This is a genomic window from Xanthobacter wiegelii (assembly GCF_043193855.2).
GTDB lineage: Bacteria > Pseudomonadota > Alphaproteobacteria > Rhizobiales > Xanthobacteraceae > Xanthobacter > Xanthobacter flavus_A.
In genome coordinates this window covers 1930514-1945921 of sequence record NZ_CM195529.1, presented here as the reverse complement: position 1 = coordinate 1945921, position 15408 = coordinate 1930514, and the positions used below count along the sequence as shown (strand labels likewise).

The 15408-nt window shown below is 69.3% G+C and carries 18 protein-coding genes; 15 read left to right on the top strand and 3 right to left on the bottom strand.

What is annotated here, in order from left to right:
• Positions 1–9 precede the first annotated feature (9 nt).
• Both rplI and V5F63_RS08960 read left to right on the top strand, forming a co-directional pair.
• Positions 10–591 carry a 50S ribosomal protein L9 gene (gene rplI, locus V5F63_RS08965; protein ID WP_209488710.1) on the top strand — a complete coding sequence of 194 codons (582 nt, stop codon included), beginning with the start codon at positions 10–12 and terminating at the stop codon, positions 589–591.
• A gap of 372 nt (positions 592–963) precedes the next feature.
• On the top strand, positions 964–1383 hold the full coding sequence (locus tag V5F63_RS08960; protein ID WP_394102215.1) for a hypothetical protein: 420 nt from the start codon (positions 964–966) through the stop codon (positions 1381–1383).
• Between the two features lie 21 nt (positions 1384–1404).
• Here the strand turns inward: V5F63_RS08960 and V5F63_RS08955 are convergent, their stop codons facing one another.
• Positions 1405–1734, bottom strand: a complete 330-nt coding sequence (locus V5F63_RS08955) for a DMT family transporter (protein WP_024279705.1) — start codon at positions 1732–1734, stop codon at positions 1405–1407.
• A 402-nt stretch (positions 1735–2136) separates the two neighbouring features.
• Between V5F63_RS08955 and V5F63_RS08950 the strand changes: the two genes are divergently transcribed.
• The 6 genes from V5F63_RS08950 (at position 2137) to V5F63_RS08925 (ending at position 6620) form a co-directional block, all read left to right on the top strand.
• Positions 2137–2520, top strand: coding sequence for a PaaI family thioesterase (locus V5F63_RS08950; RefSeq protein WP_245328043.1), 384 nt, complete (start codon positions 2137–2139; stop codon positions 2518–2520).
• Positions 2520–3248, top strand: coding sequence for a DNA/RNA nuclease SfsA (gene sfsA / locus V5F63_RS08945; protein ID WP_394102213.1), 729 nt, complete (start codon positions 2520–2522; stop codon positions 3246–3248). The genes V5F63_RS08950 and sfsA overlap by 1 nt, the downstream gene beginning before the upstream one ends.
• Positions 3249–3342: 94 nt before the next feature.
• A complete protein-coding gene (locus tag V5F63_RS08940) occupies positions 3343–4347 on the top strand; it encodes a L,D-transpeptidase (RefSeq protein WP_394102212.1) in 1005 nt (334 codons plus the stop codon).
• Complete coding sequence (gene mepA / locus V5F63_RS08935; protein WP_209488705.1) at positions 4347–5216, top strand: penicillin-insensitive murein endopeptidase; 870 nt, start codon at positions 4347–4349, stop codon at positions 5214–5216. Before V5F63_RS08940 ends, mepA begins: the two co-directional genes overlap by 1 nt.
• Positions 5217–5336: 120 nt before the next feature.
• Positions 5337–5624: an HdeA/HdeB family chaperone gene (locus tag V5F63_RS08930; RefSeq protein WP_394102211.1), complete on the top strand. Its 288-nt coding sequence runs from the start codon at positions 5337–5339 to the stop codon at positions 5622–5624.
• An 84-nt stretch (positions 5625–5708) separates the two neighbouring features.
• Complete coding sequence (locus tag V5F63_RS08925; protein ID WP_394102210.1) at positions 5709–6620, top strand: alpha/beta fold hydrolase; 912 nt, start codon at positions 5709–5711, stop codon at positions 6618–6620.
• Positions 6621–6624: 4 nt separating this feature from the next.
• Here V5F63_RS08925 and V5F63_RS08920 read toward each other — a convergent pair whose 3' ends face one another.
• The gene (locus tag V5F63_RS08920; RefSeq protein ID WP_209488702.1) at positions 6625–7068 is read right to left on the bottom strand and encodes a nucleoside deaminase; all 444 of its coding nucleotides are present in this window, start codon (positions 7066–7068) and stop codon (positions 6625–6627) included.
• A gap of 76 nt (positions 7069–7144) precedes the next feature.
• Here V5F63_RS08920 and V5F63_RS08915 point away from each other — a divergent pair, with 76 nt between their 5' ends.
• Positions 7145–9139 carry a pseudouridine synthase gene (locus tag V5F63_RS08915; protein WP_394102209.1) on the top strand — a complete coding sequence of 665 codons (1995 nt, stop codon included), beginning with the start codon at positions 7145–7147 and terminating at the stop codon, positions 9137–9139.
• Between the two features lie 16 nt (positions 9140–9155).
• Positions 9156–9707: a 16S rRNA (guanine(966)-N(2))-methyltransferase RsmD gene (gene rsmD, locus V5F63_RS08910; RefSeq protein ID WP_394102208.1), complete on the top strand. Its 552-nt coding sequence runs from the start codon at positions 9156–9158 to the stop codon at positions 9705–9707.
• A gap of 9 nt (positions 9708–9716) precedes the next feature.
• Here rsmD and V5F63_RS08905 read toward each other — a convergent pair whose 3' ends face one another.
• On the bottom strand, positions 9717–9992 hold the full coding sequence (locus tag V5F63_RS08905) for a metal-sensitive transcriptional regulator (RefSeq protein ID WP_024279715.1): 276 nt from the start codon (positions 9990–9992) through the stop codon (positions 9717–9719).
• 140 nt (positions 9993–10132) lie between these two features.
• Here V5F63_RS08905 and V5F63_RS08900 point away from each other — a divergent pair, with 140 nt between their 5' ends.
• The 5 genes from V5F63_RS08900 (at position 10133) to V5F63_RS08880 (ending at position 15407) form a co-directional block, all read left to right on the top strand.
• The gene (locus tag V5F63_RS08900; protein WP_394102207.1) at positions 10133–12682 is read left to right on the top strand and encodes a heavy metal translocating P-type ATPase; all 2550 of its coding nucleotides are present in this window, start codon (positions 10133–10135) and stop codon (positions 12680–12682) included.
• A 56-nt stretch (positions 12683–12738) separates the two neighbouring features.
• Positions 12739–13530: a ComF family protein gene (locus tag V5F63_RS08895; protein ID WP_209488698.1), complete on the top strand. Its 792-nt coding sequence runs from the start codon at positions 12739–12741 to the stop codon at positions 13528–13530.
• Between the two features lie 63 nt (positions 13531–13593).
• Positions 13594–13848 carry a glutaredoxin 3 gene (grxC, locus tag V5F63_RS08890; RefSeq protein WP_394102206.1) on the top strand — a complete coding sequence of 85 codons (255 nt, stop codon included), beginning with the start codon at positions 13594–13596 and terminating at the stop codon, positions 13846–13848.
• A gap of 192 nt (positions 13849–14040) precedes the next feature.
• Entirely contained in the window at positions 14041–14910 is an 870-nt protein-coding gene (locus V5F63_RS08885; RefSeq protein ID WP_394102313.1) for a carbon-nitrogen hydrolase family protein, read from the top strand.
• Positions 14907–15407, top strand: a complete 501-nt coding sequence (locus V5F63_RS08880) for a DUF1178 family protein (RefSeq protein ID WP_209488695.1) — start codon at positions 14907–14909, stop codon at positions 15405–15407. Before V5F63_RS08885 ends, V5F63_RS08880 begins: the two co-directional genes overlap by 4 nt.
• The last annotated feature ends 1 nt before the right edge of the window (position 15408 follow it).

Here is a 15408-nt window from a genome sequence, read left to right as displayed (position 1 = left end):
AGAACCAAAATGGACGTCATTCTTCTCGAGCGCGTCGCCAAGCTTGGCCAGATGGGCGAAGTGGTGAAGGTGAAGGACGGCTTCGCCCGCAACTTCCTGCTGCCCAACGGCAAGGCCCTGCGCGCCACCAAGGCGAACAAGGAGCGGTTCGAGACCATGAAGATCGAGCTCGAGGCCCGCAACCTGGAGCGCCGCAAGGACGCCGAGGCGGTTGCCGAGAAGCTCAAGGGCCAGGCTGTCATCATGATCCGCCAGGCGGGCGAGAGCGGCCAGCTCTACGGCTCGGTCTCCACCCGCGACATCGCCGACGGCTTCACCGCCTCTGGCTTCCACCTCGATCGCGGCCAGATCGTGCTCAACCACCCCATCAAGACCCTCGGCCTGCACGTGGTGCCGGTGAGCCTGCACCCCGAGGTCGAGGTGACCGTGCAGGTCAACGTCGCCCGCAACGCGGAAGAGGCCGAGCGCCAGTCCCGCGGCGAGGACGTGCGCACCGCCCGTGACGAGGACGCCGAGATCGAGGCCGAGCTCGCCATCGAGCGCGCCGCCGTGGCCGCCGAACTCGCCGCCGAGGAAGGCGAGGAAGCCTGATATCGGTTTGAGGCCTGCGCTGGCGCCCCGGCGCCGGTTTCGAGCCCTGAACACGGCGTCCCGGCCTCACCGCCGGGGCGCCGTTTTCGTTTCCGGGTGCGGGCTCCGGCTCGCATTCCGCTTTGTCCGGTCGTCATGCCCGGCACAAGCCCGGCCATGACGGCGGTATGGGAGGCCCCACCGGCCTTGCCGCCCCTCACATCGCGCTGCCTTTGCGTGGCGCCCGGCGCCTCGTTCCCCGGTCCAGCGACGGCGCAACAGGCTGATGCGGCGGGATACCGTCAGCCGCGCGTCTCCATTAAACTCCCCCCGTTTCATCCGCCGCCGGCCCGACCGGCACCCTTTTCAGTCATGTCATTGGAGCTGCCCGCCATGGCGCGCGCCCGTACCGCCTATCTCAACCGGGCCGATGTGCCCGACCGTGCCGCGCTTCAAGCGGCGCTCGATGCCTTCAAGCTCAAGCTGGTGCTGGATGACGGCTATGTGCCGCTGGAAACCTCCGGCTATTTGCCCTGCACCCTCCACGGCGAGGATGCAGGCTTCACCCTGCGGTTTCGCGACTTGGGGGAGGATGGCGGCAAATATCCCGCCCTCGCCCCCATGCTGGGCGCGCGGGACGTGGCCGCCGACATCAAGTGGAGCGGCGACATCCGCGAGGAGGTGAGCGCCATGGCGGTGCTCGCCGCCCTCGCCGGCGCGTTCGGCGCCGTGGTGCATGACGCGGAAAAGGATGCGATCATCGCGGCGAAGACGCTCCTCTCCCGCGCCAGGGAAGGCGCCGAGGAGCTGTAGGCGTCTTGCCGGCGCTTCGCCTCAGTGGGCGACGCTCTTCGACAGCAGGTTGATGACCACCACGCCGGCGATGATGAGCCCGAGGCCGATCAGCGCCGCGAGGTCCAGCTTCTGGCCGTAATAGATCCAGGCGAAACCCGTGACGAGCACGATGCCGACGCCGGACCAGATGGCATAGGCGATGCCCACCGGCAACGTGCGCAGGGTAAGCGACAGGCAGAAGAAGGCGATCGCATAGCCGATCACCACGATGACCGAGGGGCCGAGCTTGGTGAAGCCTTCCGCCGACTTGAGGGCCGAGGTGGCGATGACCTCCGCGACGATGGCGATGAGAAGATAGACGTAGCTCATGTGCGGCCCCCCGCTGCGCCCCGCAGCCCCTCGCGCAGAAGAGGCGCCGGCCCCGCCGCTGTCAACGCGGGGAATGCCCGCCTCTTCCGGCAACCTCCAATCTCCAACCTCCAACCACAACCGCCGTCGCCCTCCGGCCTGACCGGAGGGCCCATCCCGTCCTCAGCACCAGCGACGAAGGCCGGGACAAGCGGCGCCATGGGTCCGCCGGTTGAACCGGAGGACGACGGCGCCTGAACGGCGTGAGCGCTCCCTACCCTCCCGCTTCCAGCACCGCGATCACCCGGCTATGGTCGCCCCTCCCCTTCCCCCAGCATGACGGCGACCGTGACCGAGCCCTTCCCCCCCCGTGATCCCGCCTATGAGACCAAGGTGCGCGACAGCTTTGCCCGCCAGCCCTTCATGACCCTCATCGGCGCCGAGCTGGGCGCGGTGGCGCCGGGGCGGGTGGAGATCGTGCTGCCCCATGCGGAGAAGGTGACCCAGCAGCACGGCTATTTCCATGGCGGCTCCATCGGCGCCATCGCCGACACGGCCGGGGGCTATGCCGCCTTCAGCCTGTTTCCGCCGGATTCCACCGTGCTGACGGTGGAGTACAAGATCAACATCATGGCCCCCGGCAAAGGCGAGCGCCTCGTCGCTGTGGGCGAGGTGACGCGGGCGGGGCGCACCCTCACCGTCGCGAAGATCGAGGTCTATGCCGAGGCCGGCAGCACCCGCACCCATTGCGCCACCGCCACCCAGACCCTGATGTGCCTCGCCGGCCGCCCCGACGCGCGCGCCTGATGCTGTTCGCCGCCCCTTTGCTGCCGGGCCGGCTGGTGCGGCGCTACAAGCGTTTCCTCGCCGACGTGGTGCTGGACGACGGCACCGAGACCACGGCGCAAATCACCACGGCTCATGTGGCGAACTCCGGCGCCATGCTGGGGCTCGATGCCCCCGGCAGCCGCGTGCTCCTCTCCCGCTCGCTCAACCCGGCCCGCAAGCTGGCCCTGAGCTGGGAGCTGGTGGAGGCCGATTTCGGCGCCGGCCCGGAATGGGTGGGGGTGAACACCATGCACCCCAATCTGCTGGTCGCAGAAGCCATCGCCGCCGGCCAGGTGCCGCCCCTCTCCGGCTATGCCCGCATGCGCCGCGAGGTGAAGTACGGCAAGGCGAGCCGGGTGGACATCAAGCTGGAGGACGACTCCCGCCCCGACTGCTTCGTGGAGGTGAAGAACGTCCACCTCATGCGCGCCCCCGGCAAGGCCGAGTTCCCCGACTGCGTGACCGCCCGCGGCGCGAAGCATCTGGAGGAGCTGGCCGGCGAGGTGGCGGCCGGACGGCGGGCGGTGATGGTCTACATCAGCCAGATCGGCTCGGCGGATTCGATCGCCCTCGCCCGCGATCTCGACCCCGGATATGGGCGCGCCTTCGACCGGGCGCGAGCAGCCGGAGTGGAGGCCATCGGCCTCGCCTGCCGGATCACACCGGAAGGTATCTGGGTGATCCGCACCGTGCCGATGCTGGGGTGAGGCGCCGATTCGAGAGCTGACACCATTGGACACGCACTGAACCCCGGGCGAAAACGTGGTGAAACCCGATTCGGAAACCTGGGGTGAATCGCCGATGGCCGACCCGTTCAGCCTCTCCCGCCGCGGAACCCTGAAACTCGCCGCAACCCTCGCCGGTGCCGTGGTGGCCGACGCCCTGCTGCCCGCCATCGCCGCCGACGATCCCGACCTCGCCGAGATTAAGGCCCTGAAACCAGGCACTTACGTCTGGTATCCCGAGCGCGCACCGGACGGCTTCGTGGCCATCGTGGTGAATCTGACGGACCAATTGTGCTTCGTGTACCGCAACGGTGTCCGGATAGGGGCCTCCAGGGTCTCCACCGGCAAGGACGGGCACGAAACCCCTACCGGGGTATTCACGATCCTGGGCAAGGACGTGGACCACCATTCCTCGCTTTATAACGACGCTTCAATGCCTTACACGGAGCGCCTGACGTGGTCGGGCGTGGCTCTGCATGCGGGTGGGTTACCGGGATACCCCTCGTCCCACGGGTGCATCCATTTGCCTCTCGAATTCTCGAAGCTCGTCTTCGGCATCACCCATCTGGGCACCCCGGTGATCATTGCAGACAGCCATTCGGCGCCAGAAGATGTTTTAAATCCGGGACTTATCATGAGCGAGGGTCTGGAGCAGCAGCTCGCCACCTCCGCCACTGGCGAAGGCGCCCCGCAGGATGCCACCGCCGCCCCGGAGCCGGTCTCCATGGTGGTGAGCCGGGCCGATTCGTCCATCACCGTCCTGAAGGGCGCCCAGACCGCCGTGCAGGGTCCGGTGACCATCCGCGATCCGCAGAACCCATTGGGAAATCTCGTTTATGTGCTCATGAGCAAGGACGGCAGCGCCCCCCGCTGGAGCGCCGTTTCCTATGAGGGCAGCGGCGTCGCGGCCGGTCAGGCGCAGGATGCGCTGGCCCGGATCAGCGTCGATCCCTCCATCAACAAGCAGGTGGCGGCGCTGGTGACGCCGGGCGCGACGCTCTTCCTCACCGACCTCCCCGCCCATCCCGGCACCCGGAGCGACGGCGGATTTGTTGTGATGAAGCAGAAGGTTACGAGCTGATGCGCCGGCTCGCCGCCGCCCTCGCTCTCGTCCTTCTGGGCACCGCCGCTCATGCCCAGAGCAAGCCGCCGGTGCCGGCGAAGGAACTGTTCGGCCGCGCCACCCAGCCGGCTCCCATGGCTGCGCGTAGCATCGGCTTCTATTCCAAAGGCTGCCTTGCCGGCGGCGAGGCCTTGCCGGTCAACGGTCCGAACTGGCAGGTCATGCGCCTCTCCCGCAACCGCAACTGGGGCCATCCGGACCTCGTTGCCTTCCTGGAGCGCTTCTCGGCGAAGGTGCCGCAAGTGTCTGGCTGGCAAGGCATTCTCGTCGGCGACATGGCCCAGCCGCGCGGCGGCCCCATGCTCACCGGCCATGCCTCCCACCAGATCGGCCTCGACGCCGACATCTGGCTCACCCCCAGCCCCGGCCGGGAACTGAGCCGCGAGGAACGCGAGAAGCTCTCCGCCTCCATGATGGTCCGCGCCGACCGCAAGGACATCGACCCCGCCAACTGGCGCCCGGACACCTGGAAGGTCATCCGCGCCGCCGCCGTCGAGCCGCGGGTGGAGCGCATTTTCGTCAATGCCGCCATCAAGAAAGCCCTGTGCCGGGAGGCGACGGGCGACCGCTCTTTCCTCGCCAAGGTGCGGCCCTATTGGGGGCATGACTACCACATGCACATCCGCCTCACCTGCCCCGCCTCCAGCCCCGACTGCCGGCCGCAGGAAGCGCCGCCGACCGGCGAGGGTTGCGGATCGGAGCTGGACTGGTGGTTCTCTGACGCCGTGCTGCACCCCAAGCCCGAGAAGGAACCCTCCAAGCCCAAGCCGCCTCTCACCCTCGCCGATCTGCCGGACGCCTGCGCCGCCGTGCTCGACGCGCGGTGAATGTGGCGTGCTCGCGCGATCTTGCTTTCAGGACATGCCCCGCCCCGTCTGGTGCCGCCAAGCTCTCGGGCGCATCATGGCACCGCAGGCCGAACGGCCGCCGCATCCTGGGAGGGCGCAATGCTGAAACGTCTGGCGGTCGGGGCCATCATTCTCATGGCGGGTCTTGGCCCCGCGACGGCCGAGAAGTGGGATCTCTCCACCATGACCTGCCAGCAGTTCCTGCAGGCGGACAAGGATACGATCACCATTATCCTGACGTGGCTGGATGCCTACTACAAGGACGACGACGCCCCGCCGGTGATCGACACGGACAAGTTCGTGAAGAATGCCGAAAAGCTCGCCGGCTTCTGCGCCAAGTCTCCGAGCCTCGGCCTCATAACTGCGGCCGACGAAGTCTTCGACTGAGCGCGGAACCCGCTGCTGCGGCCACGCCTTCCATAGCCGTCCGCAATTCCGGCCGCCGCTCAGCCGGCGGCGAGAGGAGGTTTCATGTCCGAACTGTCTGATCTTTTTCCCGGATTTGCCTCGCACTACGTGGACACGAAGGCTGGCCGCATCTTCCTGCGACAGGGGGGAACGGGCGCGCCCCTGCTGCTGCTGCACGGCTTCCCCCAGAGCCACGTGATGTGGCACCGCATGGCGCCGAAGCTCGCCGAACAGCACACGCTCGTCATCCCCGACCTGCCCGGCTACGGCTGGAGCGCGGCGCCCGAAGGCGGGGCCGACCATTTCCCCTATTCCAAGCGCGCCATGGCCGCCGCCATGGTGGAGGTGATGGAAAACCTCGGCTTCGCCCATTTCTCGGTCATGGGCCATGACCGGGGCGCGCGGGCCGCTTACCGCCTGGGGCTGGATCATCCGGGCCGCCTCGACCGGCTGGTGCTGCTCGACATCGTGCCGACCTACGTCATGTGGCACCGCATGGACCGGGCACGGGCGCTGCAGGTCTATCACTGGTCCATGCTCGCCCAGCCGAAGCCGCTTCCGGAGAAGCTGGTGGGGGCCAACCCTGCCTGGTTCCTTGACTGGACCATGGCGAGCTGGACAGCGCACAAGGACATCTCAGCCTTCGATCCGCGCGCCATGGCGGCCTATCGTGCGGCCATCTCCTCGCCCGACCGGCTGCACGCCATGTGCGAGGACTACCGGGCCGGCGCCACCATCGACCTTGCCCATGACGAGGCCGACCTCGCGGCCGGTCGCACCCTCTCCTGCCCCACCCTCGCATTGTGGGGCGCCGCCGGCATTCCGAGCCGGGGCGCGAGCCCGCTGGAGGCCTGGAAAGCTTTTGCACCGCAGGTGGAGGGGCAGGCCATCGAGGCGGGCCATTTCATTGCGGAGGAGGCCCCGAAGGCGACGCTCGATGCGGCAATCCCTTTCCTGGCGCAGGGCCGGTCGTAACGGCCTATCGGCGTTCCTGGAAGAAGGCGCGCAGCACTTCCGCCGCCTGCCGCTCGGCAATGCCGCCATAGACTTCCGGCGTGTGATGGCAGGTCGGCTGGGAGAAGAAGCGCGGGCCGTGCTCCACGGCACCGCCCTTGGGATCCGGCGCGCCGAAGTAGAGCCGGCGGATGCGGGCGAAGGAGAGCGCCGCCGCGCACATGGCGCAGGGCTCCAGCGTCACATAGAGATCGCAGTTCATCAGCCGCTCGGATTTGAACTGCGCGCCCGCCGCGCGGATCACCAGCATCTCCGCATGGGCGGTGGGGTCGTTCAGCTCGCGGGTGCGGTTGCCATCGCGGGCGACGACTTCCGATCCGCGCACCAGCACCGCGCCCACCGGAACCTCGCCCCGCTCGGCCGCCGCGCGCGCTTCGTTGAGCGCCATCTGCATGAACGTTCCCGACATGGTGCCTGCCGCCCCCGATCCCGCCCGGCGCATCGCCGCGCTCGCCGCGCAGCCTGCGCTGTGCTAACTCCCCCTCATGCCGCGCACATCACCGCCCCGCAAGGACAAGAACCGCGTTCCGCGCCAGAAGCGAGAACTTCCCGCCGCCCCCCAGAAGGAGGCGGAGCGCGTCGCCAAGGTCGTCGCCCGCGCCGGCCTCGGCTCGCGCCGCGAGATCGAGGAATGGATCGAGGCCGGCCGTGTGGCCGTGAACGGCGAGGTGCTCACCAGCCCCGCCGTCACCGTCACGCCGGCCGACGCCATCACCATCGATGGGGAGCCGCTACCCGAACGCGAGCGCACCCGCCTCTTCCTGTACCACAAGCCCAAGGGCGTCGTGACCACCAACCGCGACCCGGAAGGCCGCACGACGCTGTTCGAGATCCTGCCGAAGGGCCTGCCGCGCCTCGTCAGCGTGGGCCGGCTGGACCTCAATTCCGAAGGCCTGCTGCTGCTCACCAATGACGGTGGCCTCGCCCGTGTGCTGGAGCTGCCCGAGACCGGCTGGCTGCGCCGCTACCGCGTTCGGGCCAACGGCGAGATCGATCAGGCGAAGCTCGACACGCTGCTGAAGGGCATCACCGTGGACGGCGTGGAGTACGGCCCCATCGAGGCGGAACTCGACCGCGTGCAGGGCGCCAATGCCTGGATCACCGTCTCCCTGCGCGAAGGCAAGAATCGCGAGATCCGTAACGTGCTGGGCGCGCTCGGCCTGGCCGTGAACCGGCTGATCCGCGTGTCCTATGGGCCGTTCCAGCTGGGCGAAATTCCCGAAGGCAGCGTCGAGGAGGTCCGCACCCGCGTGCTGCGCGACCAGATCGGCGCCGACCTCGCCGCCGCCGCGGGAGCGGACTTCGCTGGCCCGCTGGTGGAGCGCGAGATCGAGGAAGTGCCGGTCCGGCCGGCCTACCGCCCCGCCGGACGCAAGCAGGCTGTGGCCGACAAGGCCGGCGGGCTGAAAGCAACGTCGCGTCGCACCACTCGGGAGCGTGAAGACTTCGACGCGCCGGTGGAGGATGTCATCCGCCCTGCCGCGCCGCGTGTGCGCCGTCGCGCCAGCGAGGAGCATGGCACCGAGCGCGTGGGCACCGTCGCCGACCGCAAGGGCCGCGCGGTCAAGGTCGAGCGGGTGCGGGCGCCGAAGGACGAGGCACCGCGCGGTGCCCGGCCGGCCGGCCGGTCCGCATCCGGGGAAGGCGAGGGCCGTCCCTTCCGCAAGAGCCGCGAGGAGGGCGCGGGGGATCGTCCGCGCCACGCCGGCCGTCCCGCCTTCCGCGACGACGCGCCGCGCGGGCGCGGGCCGCGTGAGGAGAAGGAAGATTTCCGCCGCCGCCCCACCCGCTCCGGCGGCGGCGACGAGCGGCCCCGCCGCTATGAGGACGACGGCGGCGTCAAGCGCTCCGGCCCCCGCCGCGAGGGCGAGCGCCCGCAAGGCGACCGCCCGTTCCGCTCGCGTCCGGAAGGGCGCAACGGCGATTTCGGTGACCGGCCGACCCGAAGCCGCAGCTTCGGCGGCGACCGCCCCGAGGGCGACCGTCCGACCCGCCGTCCGCGCCCCGAGGGTCGTGGTGGCGACTTCGGTGACAAGCCCGCCCGCAGCCGCAGCTTCGGTGGTGACAGGCCCGAGGGCGATCGCCCCGCCCGTGCCCGGCCCCGGCCGGAAGGACGTGGCGGCGACTATGGCGATAAGCCTGCACGCCCACGCAGCTTCGGCGGCGATCGGGCGGAAGGCGATCGCCCCACCCGTGCCCGGCCCCGACCGGAAGGACGAGGCGACTTCGGCGACCGGCCGCCGCGTGAGCGCAGCTATGGCGACAAGCCGGCTGGCCGCACCCGTTCGTTCGACGATCGTCCGGGCGGTGGCAAGCCGGCGGGACGGCCGGGCGGAAAACCCGGCGGCTTCGGCGCGAAGGGCCCGAGCAAGGGAGGCGGAAAGCCCGGTGGTCGGCCTTCGGGCGGCAAGCCGGGTGGCAAGCCCGGCGCGGGACGCTCCGGTGCTGGCAAGCCGGGCGGTCCGCGCGGCAAACGCTGACACAGGCTTCTGACCCATGCGCATCGTGGGCGGCCGCCTCAAGGGACGGGCTCTGAAAGGCCCGTCTTCCAACCTCACGCGGCCGACCTCCGACCGGCTGCGCGAGAGCCTGTTCAACGTGCTCGCCCATGCCTATGGCGACCCGTCCGAGGGCGCGCGCGTGCTCGACCTGTTCGCCGGCACCGGCGCGCTGGGCATCGAGGCCCTGTCGCGGGGGGCGCGCTTCGCGCTGTTCGTGGAGGAGGCGGCGGAGGCGCGGGGCCTCATCCGCGACAATGTGGAGGCGCTCGGCCTCACCGGCGTCACAAAGGTCTTCCGCCGCGACGCGACCCGCCTCGGCGAAATGGGACCAGGAGAGCCTTATGGGCTCGCCTTCTGCGATCCGCCCTATGGCAAGGGCCTCGCCGAGCAGGCAATCGTGGCGGCGGTCGAGGGCGGCTGGCTGACGGCGGATGCCCTGCTGATCGTCGAGGAACGTACCGGCCTGTTCGTCACGCCCGACGGCTTCCGCGAGATCGAGCGGCGCGCCTACGACGAGAGCGAGCTGACCTTCATCGAGCGGGCCTGAGTCCGGCCCTCACCGCTCGCTGCGGACGATCACCTCCATCAGCTCGGCCACCTTGCGGCGCTGGTCCTCCGCGTCCCCGGAACGGATGGCGTGCTCGACGCAATGGCCCACATGATCCTTCAGCACCTCCTCCTCCACCCGCCGCAAGGCGGCGCGGACGGCGGAGAGCTGGGTGATGATGTCGATGCAGTAGCGGTCCTCCTCCACCATGCGGGAGAGGCCGCGCACCTGGCCCTCGATGCGGCTCAGGCGCTTCTGGACTTGCTCTTTGGTCGGGCTGCGCATGGCTTGCCTTATACCCCCCATGGGTATATTGGACAAGAGAGATACCCCCAGGGGGTTTATTGCTGCCTTGAACATGAGCCAGCGCAAGGCCACCTGCCCTGATGCGGCCTAACGCTGGCAGCCGGATTTGCGGAGCCGCCATGGCACAGGATCATTCATCGCACGACCATTCCTCCCGCGGCGGCGATTGCTGCGGCGGCAAGGCCCCGCCCCCGCTCGACCTGTCGGCCGCCGCCAGGCCGGTGCTGCCCGAGACGGTGAAGGATCCCGTCTGCGGCATGGACGTTAAGACCGACCCGGCCGCCGGCAAGCCCACGACGGAGCATGAGGGGCGGACCTATTTCTTCTGCTGCAACGGCTGCAAGACCAAATTCGAGGCCGCGCCCGAGACTTATCTGGCGCCCGTGAAGGACCCCGTGTGCGGGATGATGGTGTCCCCCGGCTCGGCGAAATATTCTGCCCGGCACGAGAAGAAGCCCTATTTCTTCTGCTCCTCCTCCTGCGAAACCAAGTTCAAGGCCGATCCGGTGCGCTACGTGGGCGGAAGCGCCCCGCCGCCGCCCGTCGAGGTGGCGGCCGGCACCATCTACACCTGCCCCATGGACCCGGAGATCCGGCAGATCGGGCCGGGCACCTGCCCCATCTGCGGCATGGCGCTGGAGCCGGAGGTGGTCACCCTCGACGACGGGCCGAACCACGAGCTGGTGGACATGACCCGCCGCTTCTGGATCGGCCTCGCCCTGACACTTCCCGTCTTCGTGCTGGAGATGGGTAGCCACCTCTTCGGCTGGTCGCCGCTGCCGCAGCAGATGTCGAACTATGTGCAGTTCGCCCTCGCGACGCCCGTGGTGCTTTGGGTGGGCTGGCCTTTCCTCCAGCGCGGCTGGCTGTCGCTGAAGACGCGGCATCTCAACATGTTCACCCTCATCGCCATGGGCACGGGGGTGGCCTATCTCTATTCGCTGGTGGGAACTTTCGCGCCCGACCTGTTCCCGCACGATTTCCACGCCCATGGCGGCGGCGTGCCGGTCTATTTCGAGGCGGCGGCGGTCATCACGGTGCTGGTCGCGCTCGGGCAGGTGCTGGAGCTGCGGGCCCGCGACCAGACATCGAGCGCGATCAAGGCCTTGCTCTCCCTCGCCCCCAAGACCGCGCTGCGTATCCGGGCCGATGGCTCGGACGAGACCATCGACCTCGGCCTCGTCGCCCCCGGCGACCGCCTGCGCGTGCGCCCCGGCGAGAAGGTGCCGGTGGACGGCACGGTGGCAGACGGCCGCGCCGTGGTGGATGAAAGCCTCGTCACGGGCGAGTCGCTGCCCGTCTCCCGCGAACCCGGCGAGAAGGTGATCGGCGGCACGGTCAACGCCTCCGGCGTCTTCACCATGAAGGCGGAGAAGGTGGGCAGCGACACCCTCCTCTCCCAGATCGTGCAGATGGTGGCGCAGGCGCAGCGCTCGCGCGCGCCGATCCAGCGGCTGGCGGATCAGGTTTCTGGCTGGTTCGTACCGCTGGTGTTCGCCGCCGCCGTCGTCGCCTTCGCGGTGTGGATGGCGGTCGGCCCCGAGCCCCGGCTCACCTTCGCGCTGATGGCGGCCGTGAGCGTGCTTATCATCGCCTGCCCCTGCGCTCTCGGCCTCGCCACCCCCATGTCGGTGATGGTGGGCGTCGGCCGCGGCGCCCAGCTCGGCGTGCTGGTGCGCAACGCCGAAGCGCTGGAGCGCATGGAAAAGGTGGACGTGGTGGTGGTGGACAAGACCGGCACCCTCACCGTGGGCAAGCCCAAGGTGATCGCCGTGCGCGCCTTCAACGGTCGCGACGAAAGCGAGGTGCTGCGCCTTGCCGCCGCGCTGGAGCGGTCGAGCGAGCACCCGCTCGGCGCCGCCATCGTGCATGAGGCTTCAGCGCGCGAGCTCGTCACATCCGAGCCGACCGGGGTCGAGAGCCCAGCCGGCAAGGGCATCGTCGGGCAGGTGGAAGGGCATGTCGTTGCCGTGGGCCATGCCGCGTTCATGAGTGAGATCGGAGTTCACACCGATCACCAGACGGCAGTTGCCGAGAGTTTCCGCCGCGAAGGCGCGACGGCGGTGTTCGTCGCCATCGACGGCAAGGCCGCCGGCCTCGTCGCCATCGCCGATCCCGTGAAGGATACGACCGAGGCCGCGCTGAAGCGCCTCCAGCAGGATGGCGTGCGTGTGGTCATGCTCACCGGAGACAACCGCACCACGGCTCTGGCCGTGGCCAAGCGCCTCGGCATCACCGAGGTGGAGGCGGAGGTTCTGCCCGCCCGCAAGGCCGAGGTGGTGGAACGGCTGCGCAAGGAAGGCCATGTGGTTGCCATGGCCGGCGATGGCGTGAACGACGCCCCCGCCCTTGCCGTTGCGGATGTGGGCATCGCCATGGGCACGGGCACGGACATCGCCATGGAAAGCGCGGGCATCACCCTGCTCAAGGGTGACCTCGCCGGCATCGCCCATGCCCGCGCCCTGTCCCGAGCCACCATGGCGAACATCCGGCGCAACCTGCTGTTCGCCTTCCTCTACAATGCGGCCGGCGTGCCGATCGCGGCCGGCGTGCTCTATCCCAGCCTCGGCCTGCTCCTGTCGCCCATGGTGGCGGCGGCGGCCATGGCGCTCTCCTCGGTCAGCGTCATCGCCAACGCCCTGCTGCTGCGGACCTTCACGCCGCGCTGAAATAGCCCGGCTTTACAGGCACCGCCCGCGGACGGAAGATCGATCCGGGGGCGGTCATGGGGCTTTCAGCGGCGGGCATTTCGGAGCGGATCGGCCGGGCGGGCGCCGCCGCACGCGGCCTCGGTTCCGCTCTGCTCGGCCTCGCCCTTCCGCCCACCTGCATCGCCTGCGGCGACATCACCGGCGCGGCGGGGGGATTGTGCGGCCCGTGCTGGGGCAGGCTCTCCTTCATCAGCCGGCCCTATTGCGAGCGGACGGGCGCGCCGTTCAGCCACGATCCCGACCGCGTGTTCGGCGATGGGTGGGTTTCCGCCGAGGCCCTCGCCGATCCGCCGGCCTATGATCGCGCACGCGCGGCGGTGACCTTCGACGACGTGGCCCGCGGCCTCGTCCACAAGCTGAAATATGCCGACCGTCTCGACCTCGCCGCGCCCATGGCCCGGATGATGCTGCAGGCCGGCACGGACCTCACCGCCACGGCGGAGATCATCGTGCCGGTGCCGCTCCATCCGCTCAGGCTGTGGCGGCGCAAGTTCAACCAAGCGGCGCTGCTCGCTCGGCACATCGGGGCGGCAACCGGCCTCAAGGTGGATTCGACCGCGCTGGTGCGCCGACGCCGAACGCCCTCACAGACGGCGCTGGGCCGCGCCGCGCGTCGTGCCAATGTCGCCGGCGCCTTCGCGGTGCAGCAGAGCGCCACCCACAGGATCGAGGGCCGGCGCGTGCTTCTGGTGGACGATGTCTACACGACCGGCGCGACGCTTGATGTGTGCGCCCTCGCACTGCGGCGGGCGGGCGCGGCAGGCGTTGACGCGCTGACGTTCGCGCGGGTTGTCGAATTCGGCTGACCCCTTATGATACGACGCTTTCGTGACGGCACGCCCCCTGGCCGTCCTACCTGTCGTGACATGATGAAACCCATCGAGATCTATACCAAGAGCTGGTGCCCTTATTGCCACTCCGCCAAGGAATTGCTGCGGCGCAAAGGCTTGACCTTCACCGAACTCGACGTCACCACCGACGCCGAAGGCCAGCAGGAGATGATCCGGCGCGCCAATGGCCGCACGTCCGTGCCGCAGATTTTCATCGGCGAGACCCATGTGGGCGGCTGCGACGATCTCTATGCCCTTGAGGAGGCCGGCCGGCTGGACGCACTGGCGGCTTGATGGCGGTCCCGGGAAACATTGCGCGGGGCAGGCCGACGGCCGACCCGTGCATTCTCGCTGGGAAGAGCCTATCTGTCTGATGTCGCGCCGTGCCGGGCGCGATACGGCGATCCTGGCTCCGGCGGCAGCGAAAGAGCAAGCCCCATGACCCCCTCGGAACCGACTCCGGCCAATTCCGCGTCTGAACCGCGCATGGGCTCGACGCTCCGCGTTGGCCTGGTCCAGCTGCGCAGCGGCCGCGAGCCGGCGGCGAACCTCGATGCCGCCGCCGCCCTTATCCGCGAGGCGGCGCGCGACGGTGCGCAATACGTCCAGACGCCCGAAGTCACCAACATCATGGAGCTGGACCGCAAGGTCCTCTTCGAGAAGCTGCAAGACGAAGGCGCCGACGCGACCCTCGCCTCCCTGCGGCAACTGACGCGCGAACTGGGCATCACCCTGCATATTGGTTCGCTCGCCCTCAAGGTCTCCGACGCGAAGGCCGTCAACCGCGGCTTCGTCATCGACCCGGACGGCGAGATCAGCGCCCGCTACGACAAGATCCATATGTTCGACGTGGACCTCGGCAATGGCGAAAGCTACCGCGAGTCGAACGCCTACCGGCCCGGCGAGCGCGCCATCCTGACCGACGTGGACGGCATCCGCCTCGGCATGACCATCTGCTACGATTTGCGCTTTCCCTCGCTCTACCGGGCGCTCGCGGAAGGCGGCGCCAAGGTGCTCACCGTGCCCTCGGCCTTCACCCGGCCCACGGGCGAGGCCCACTGGCACGTGCTGCTGCGCGCCCGCGCCATCGAGAACGGCGCCTATGTCCTCGCCGCCGCCCAGGGCGGACGGCACGAGAATGGTCGCGACACCTACGGCCATTCGCTGGTCGTGGACCCCTGGGGCCGTGTCATCGCCGAAGGCGGCACCGATCCGGGGGTCATCCTGGCCGAGATCGACATGGCGGAAGTCGCCGCCGCCCGGGCGCGCGTGCCGTCCCTCGCCAACGGCCGCCGGTTCGAGATCGCGGAGCCGGGACAGATCGGCCACCTCCACGTGGTGCGTGCCTCCTCATGATCCGCTACACCCTCAAGTGCGACGACGGCCACGAGTTCGAAAGCTGGTTTCCGTCATCCGCCAGCTACGACACCCAGCGGGGCCGCGGCCTCGTCACCTGTCCCACCTGCAATTCGGCGCAGGTGGACAAGGCCGTGATGGCGCCCTCCGTCGCGCGCACGGACAAGGGTGGGCCGGCGCAGGAGCCTGCGGCGGAGTCCGGGAGCGCATTGGCAGGCGCGCCGGTCGGAGGGCCCGCCGTGGAGGGCACGCCAGTGCCGATGATGGCCCGGCCCGACGGCGAACTGCGCACACTCATGCGCCAGTTGCGCGACCACATCGTCGCCAACTCCGACTATGTGGGCGACAGCTTCGCCGACCTCGCTCGCAAGATGCATGATGGCGAGATCGAGCACCGCCCTATCCGCGGCGAGGCGACGGTGGACGAGGTCAAGGCGCTGCACGAGGACGAGGTGGAGATATTCCCTCTGCCCGTGTTGCCGGAAGATCGGAACTGAG

Coding starts and splice junctions, on each gene's coding strand:
- V5F63_RS08950 (WP_245328043.1), top strand. CDS start 2,137: ATGACCCTCATCGGCGCCGAGCTGGGCGCGGTGGCGCCGGGGCGGGTG.
- V5F63_RS08955 (WP_024279705.1), bottom strand. CDS start 1,734: ATGAGCTACGTCTATCTTCTCATCGCCATCGTCGCGGAGGTCATCGCC.
- V5F63_RS08900 (WP_394102207.1), top strand. CDS start 10,133: ATGGCACAGGATCATTCATCGCACGACCATTCCTCCCGCGGCGGCGAT.
- sfsA (WP_394102213.1), top strand. CDS start 2,520: ATGCTGTTCGCCGCCCCTTTGCTGCCGGGCCGGCTGGTGCGGCGCTAC.
- V5F63_RS08960 (WP_394102215.1), top strand. CDS start 964: ATGGCGCGCGCCCGTACCGCCTATCTCAACCGGGCCGATGTGCCCGAC.
- grxC (WP_394102206.1), top strand. CDS start 13,594: ATGAAACCCATCGAGATCTATACCAAGAGCTGGTGCCCTTATTGCCAC.
- rsmD (WP_394102208.1), top strand. CDS start 9,156: ATGCGCATCGTGGGCGGCCGCCTCAAGGGACGGGCTCTGAAAGGCCCG.
- V5F63_RS08940 (WP_394102212.1), top strand. CDS start 3,343: ATGGCCGACCCGTTCAGCCTCTCCCGCCGCGGAACCCTGAAACTCGCC.
- V5F63_RS08915 (WP_394102209.1), top strand. CDS start 7,145: ATGCCGCGCACATCACCGCCCCGCAAGGACAAGAACCGCGTTCCGCGC.
- rplI (WP_209488710.1), top strand. CDS start 10: ATGGACGTCATTCTTCTCGAGCGCGTCGCCAAGCTTGGCCAGATGGGC.
- V5F63_RS08925 (WP_394102210.1), top strand. CDS start 5,709: ATGTCCGAACTGTCTGATCTTTTTCCCGGATTTGCCTCGCACTACGTG.
- V5F63_RS08880 (WP_209488695.1), top strand. CDS start 14,907: ATGATCCGCTACACCCTCAAGTGCGACGACGGCCACGAGTTCGAAAGC.
- V5F63_RS08895 (WP_209488698.1), top strand. CDS start 12,739: ATGGGGCTTTCAGCGGCGGGCATTTCGGAGCGGATCGGCCGGGCGGGC.
- mepA (WP_209488705.1), top strand. CDS start 4,347: ATGCGCCGGCTCGCCGCCGCCCTCGCTCTCGTCCTTCTGGGCACCGCC.
- V5F63_RS08920 (WP_209488702.1), bottom strand. CDS start 7,068: ATGTCGGGAACGTTCATGCAGATGGCGCTCAACGAAGCGCGCGCGGCG.
- V5F63_RS08885 (WP_394102313.1), top strand. CDS start 14,041: ATGGGCTCGACGCTCCGCGTTGGCCTGGTCCAGCTGCGCAGCGGCCGC.
- V5F63_RS08930 (WP_394102211.1), top strand. CDS start 5,337: ATGCTGAAACGTCTGGCGGTCGGGGCCATCATTCTCATGGCGGGTCTT.
- V5F63_RS08905 (WP_024279715.1), bottom strand. CDS start 9,992: ATGCGCAGCCCGACCAAAGAGCAAGTCCAGAAGCGCCTGAGCCGCATC.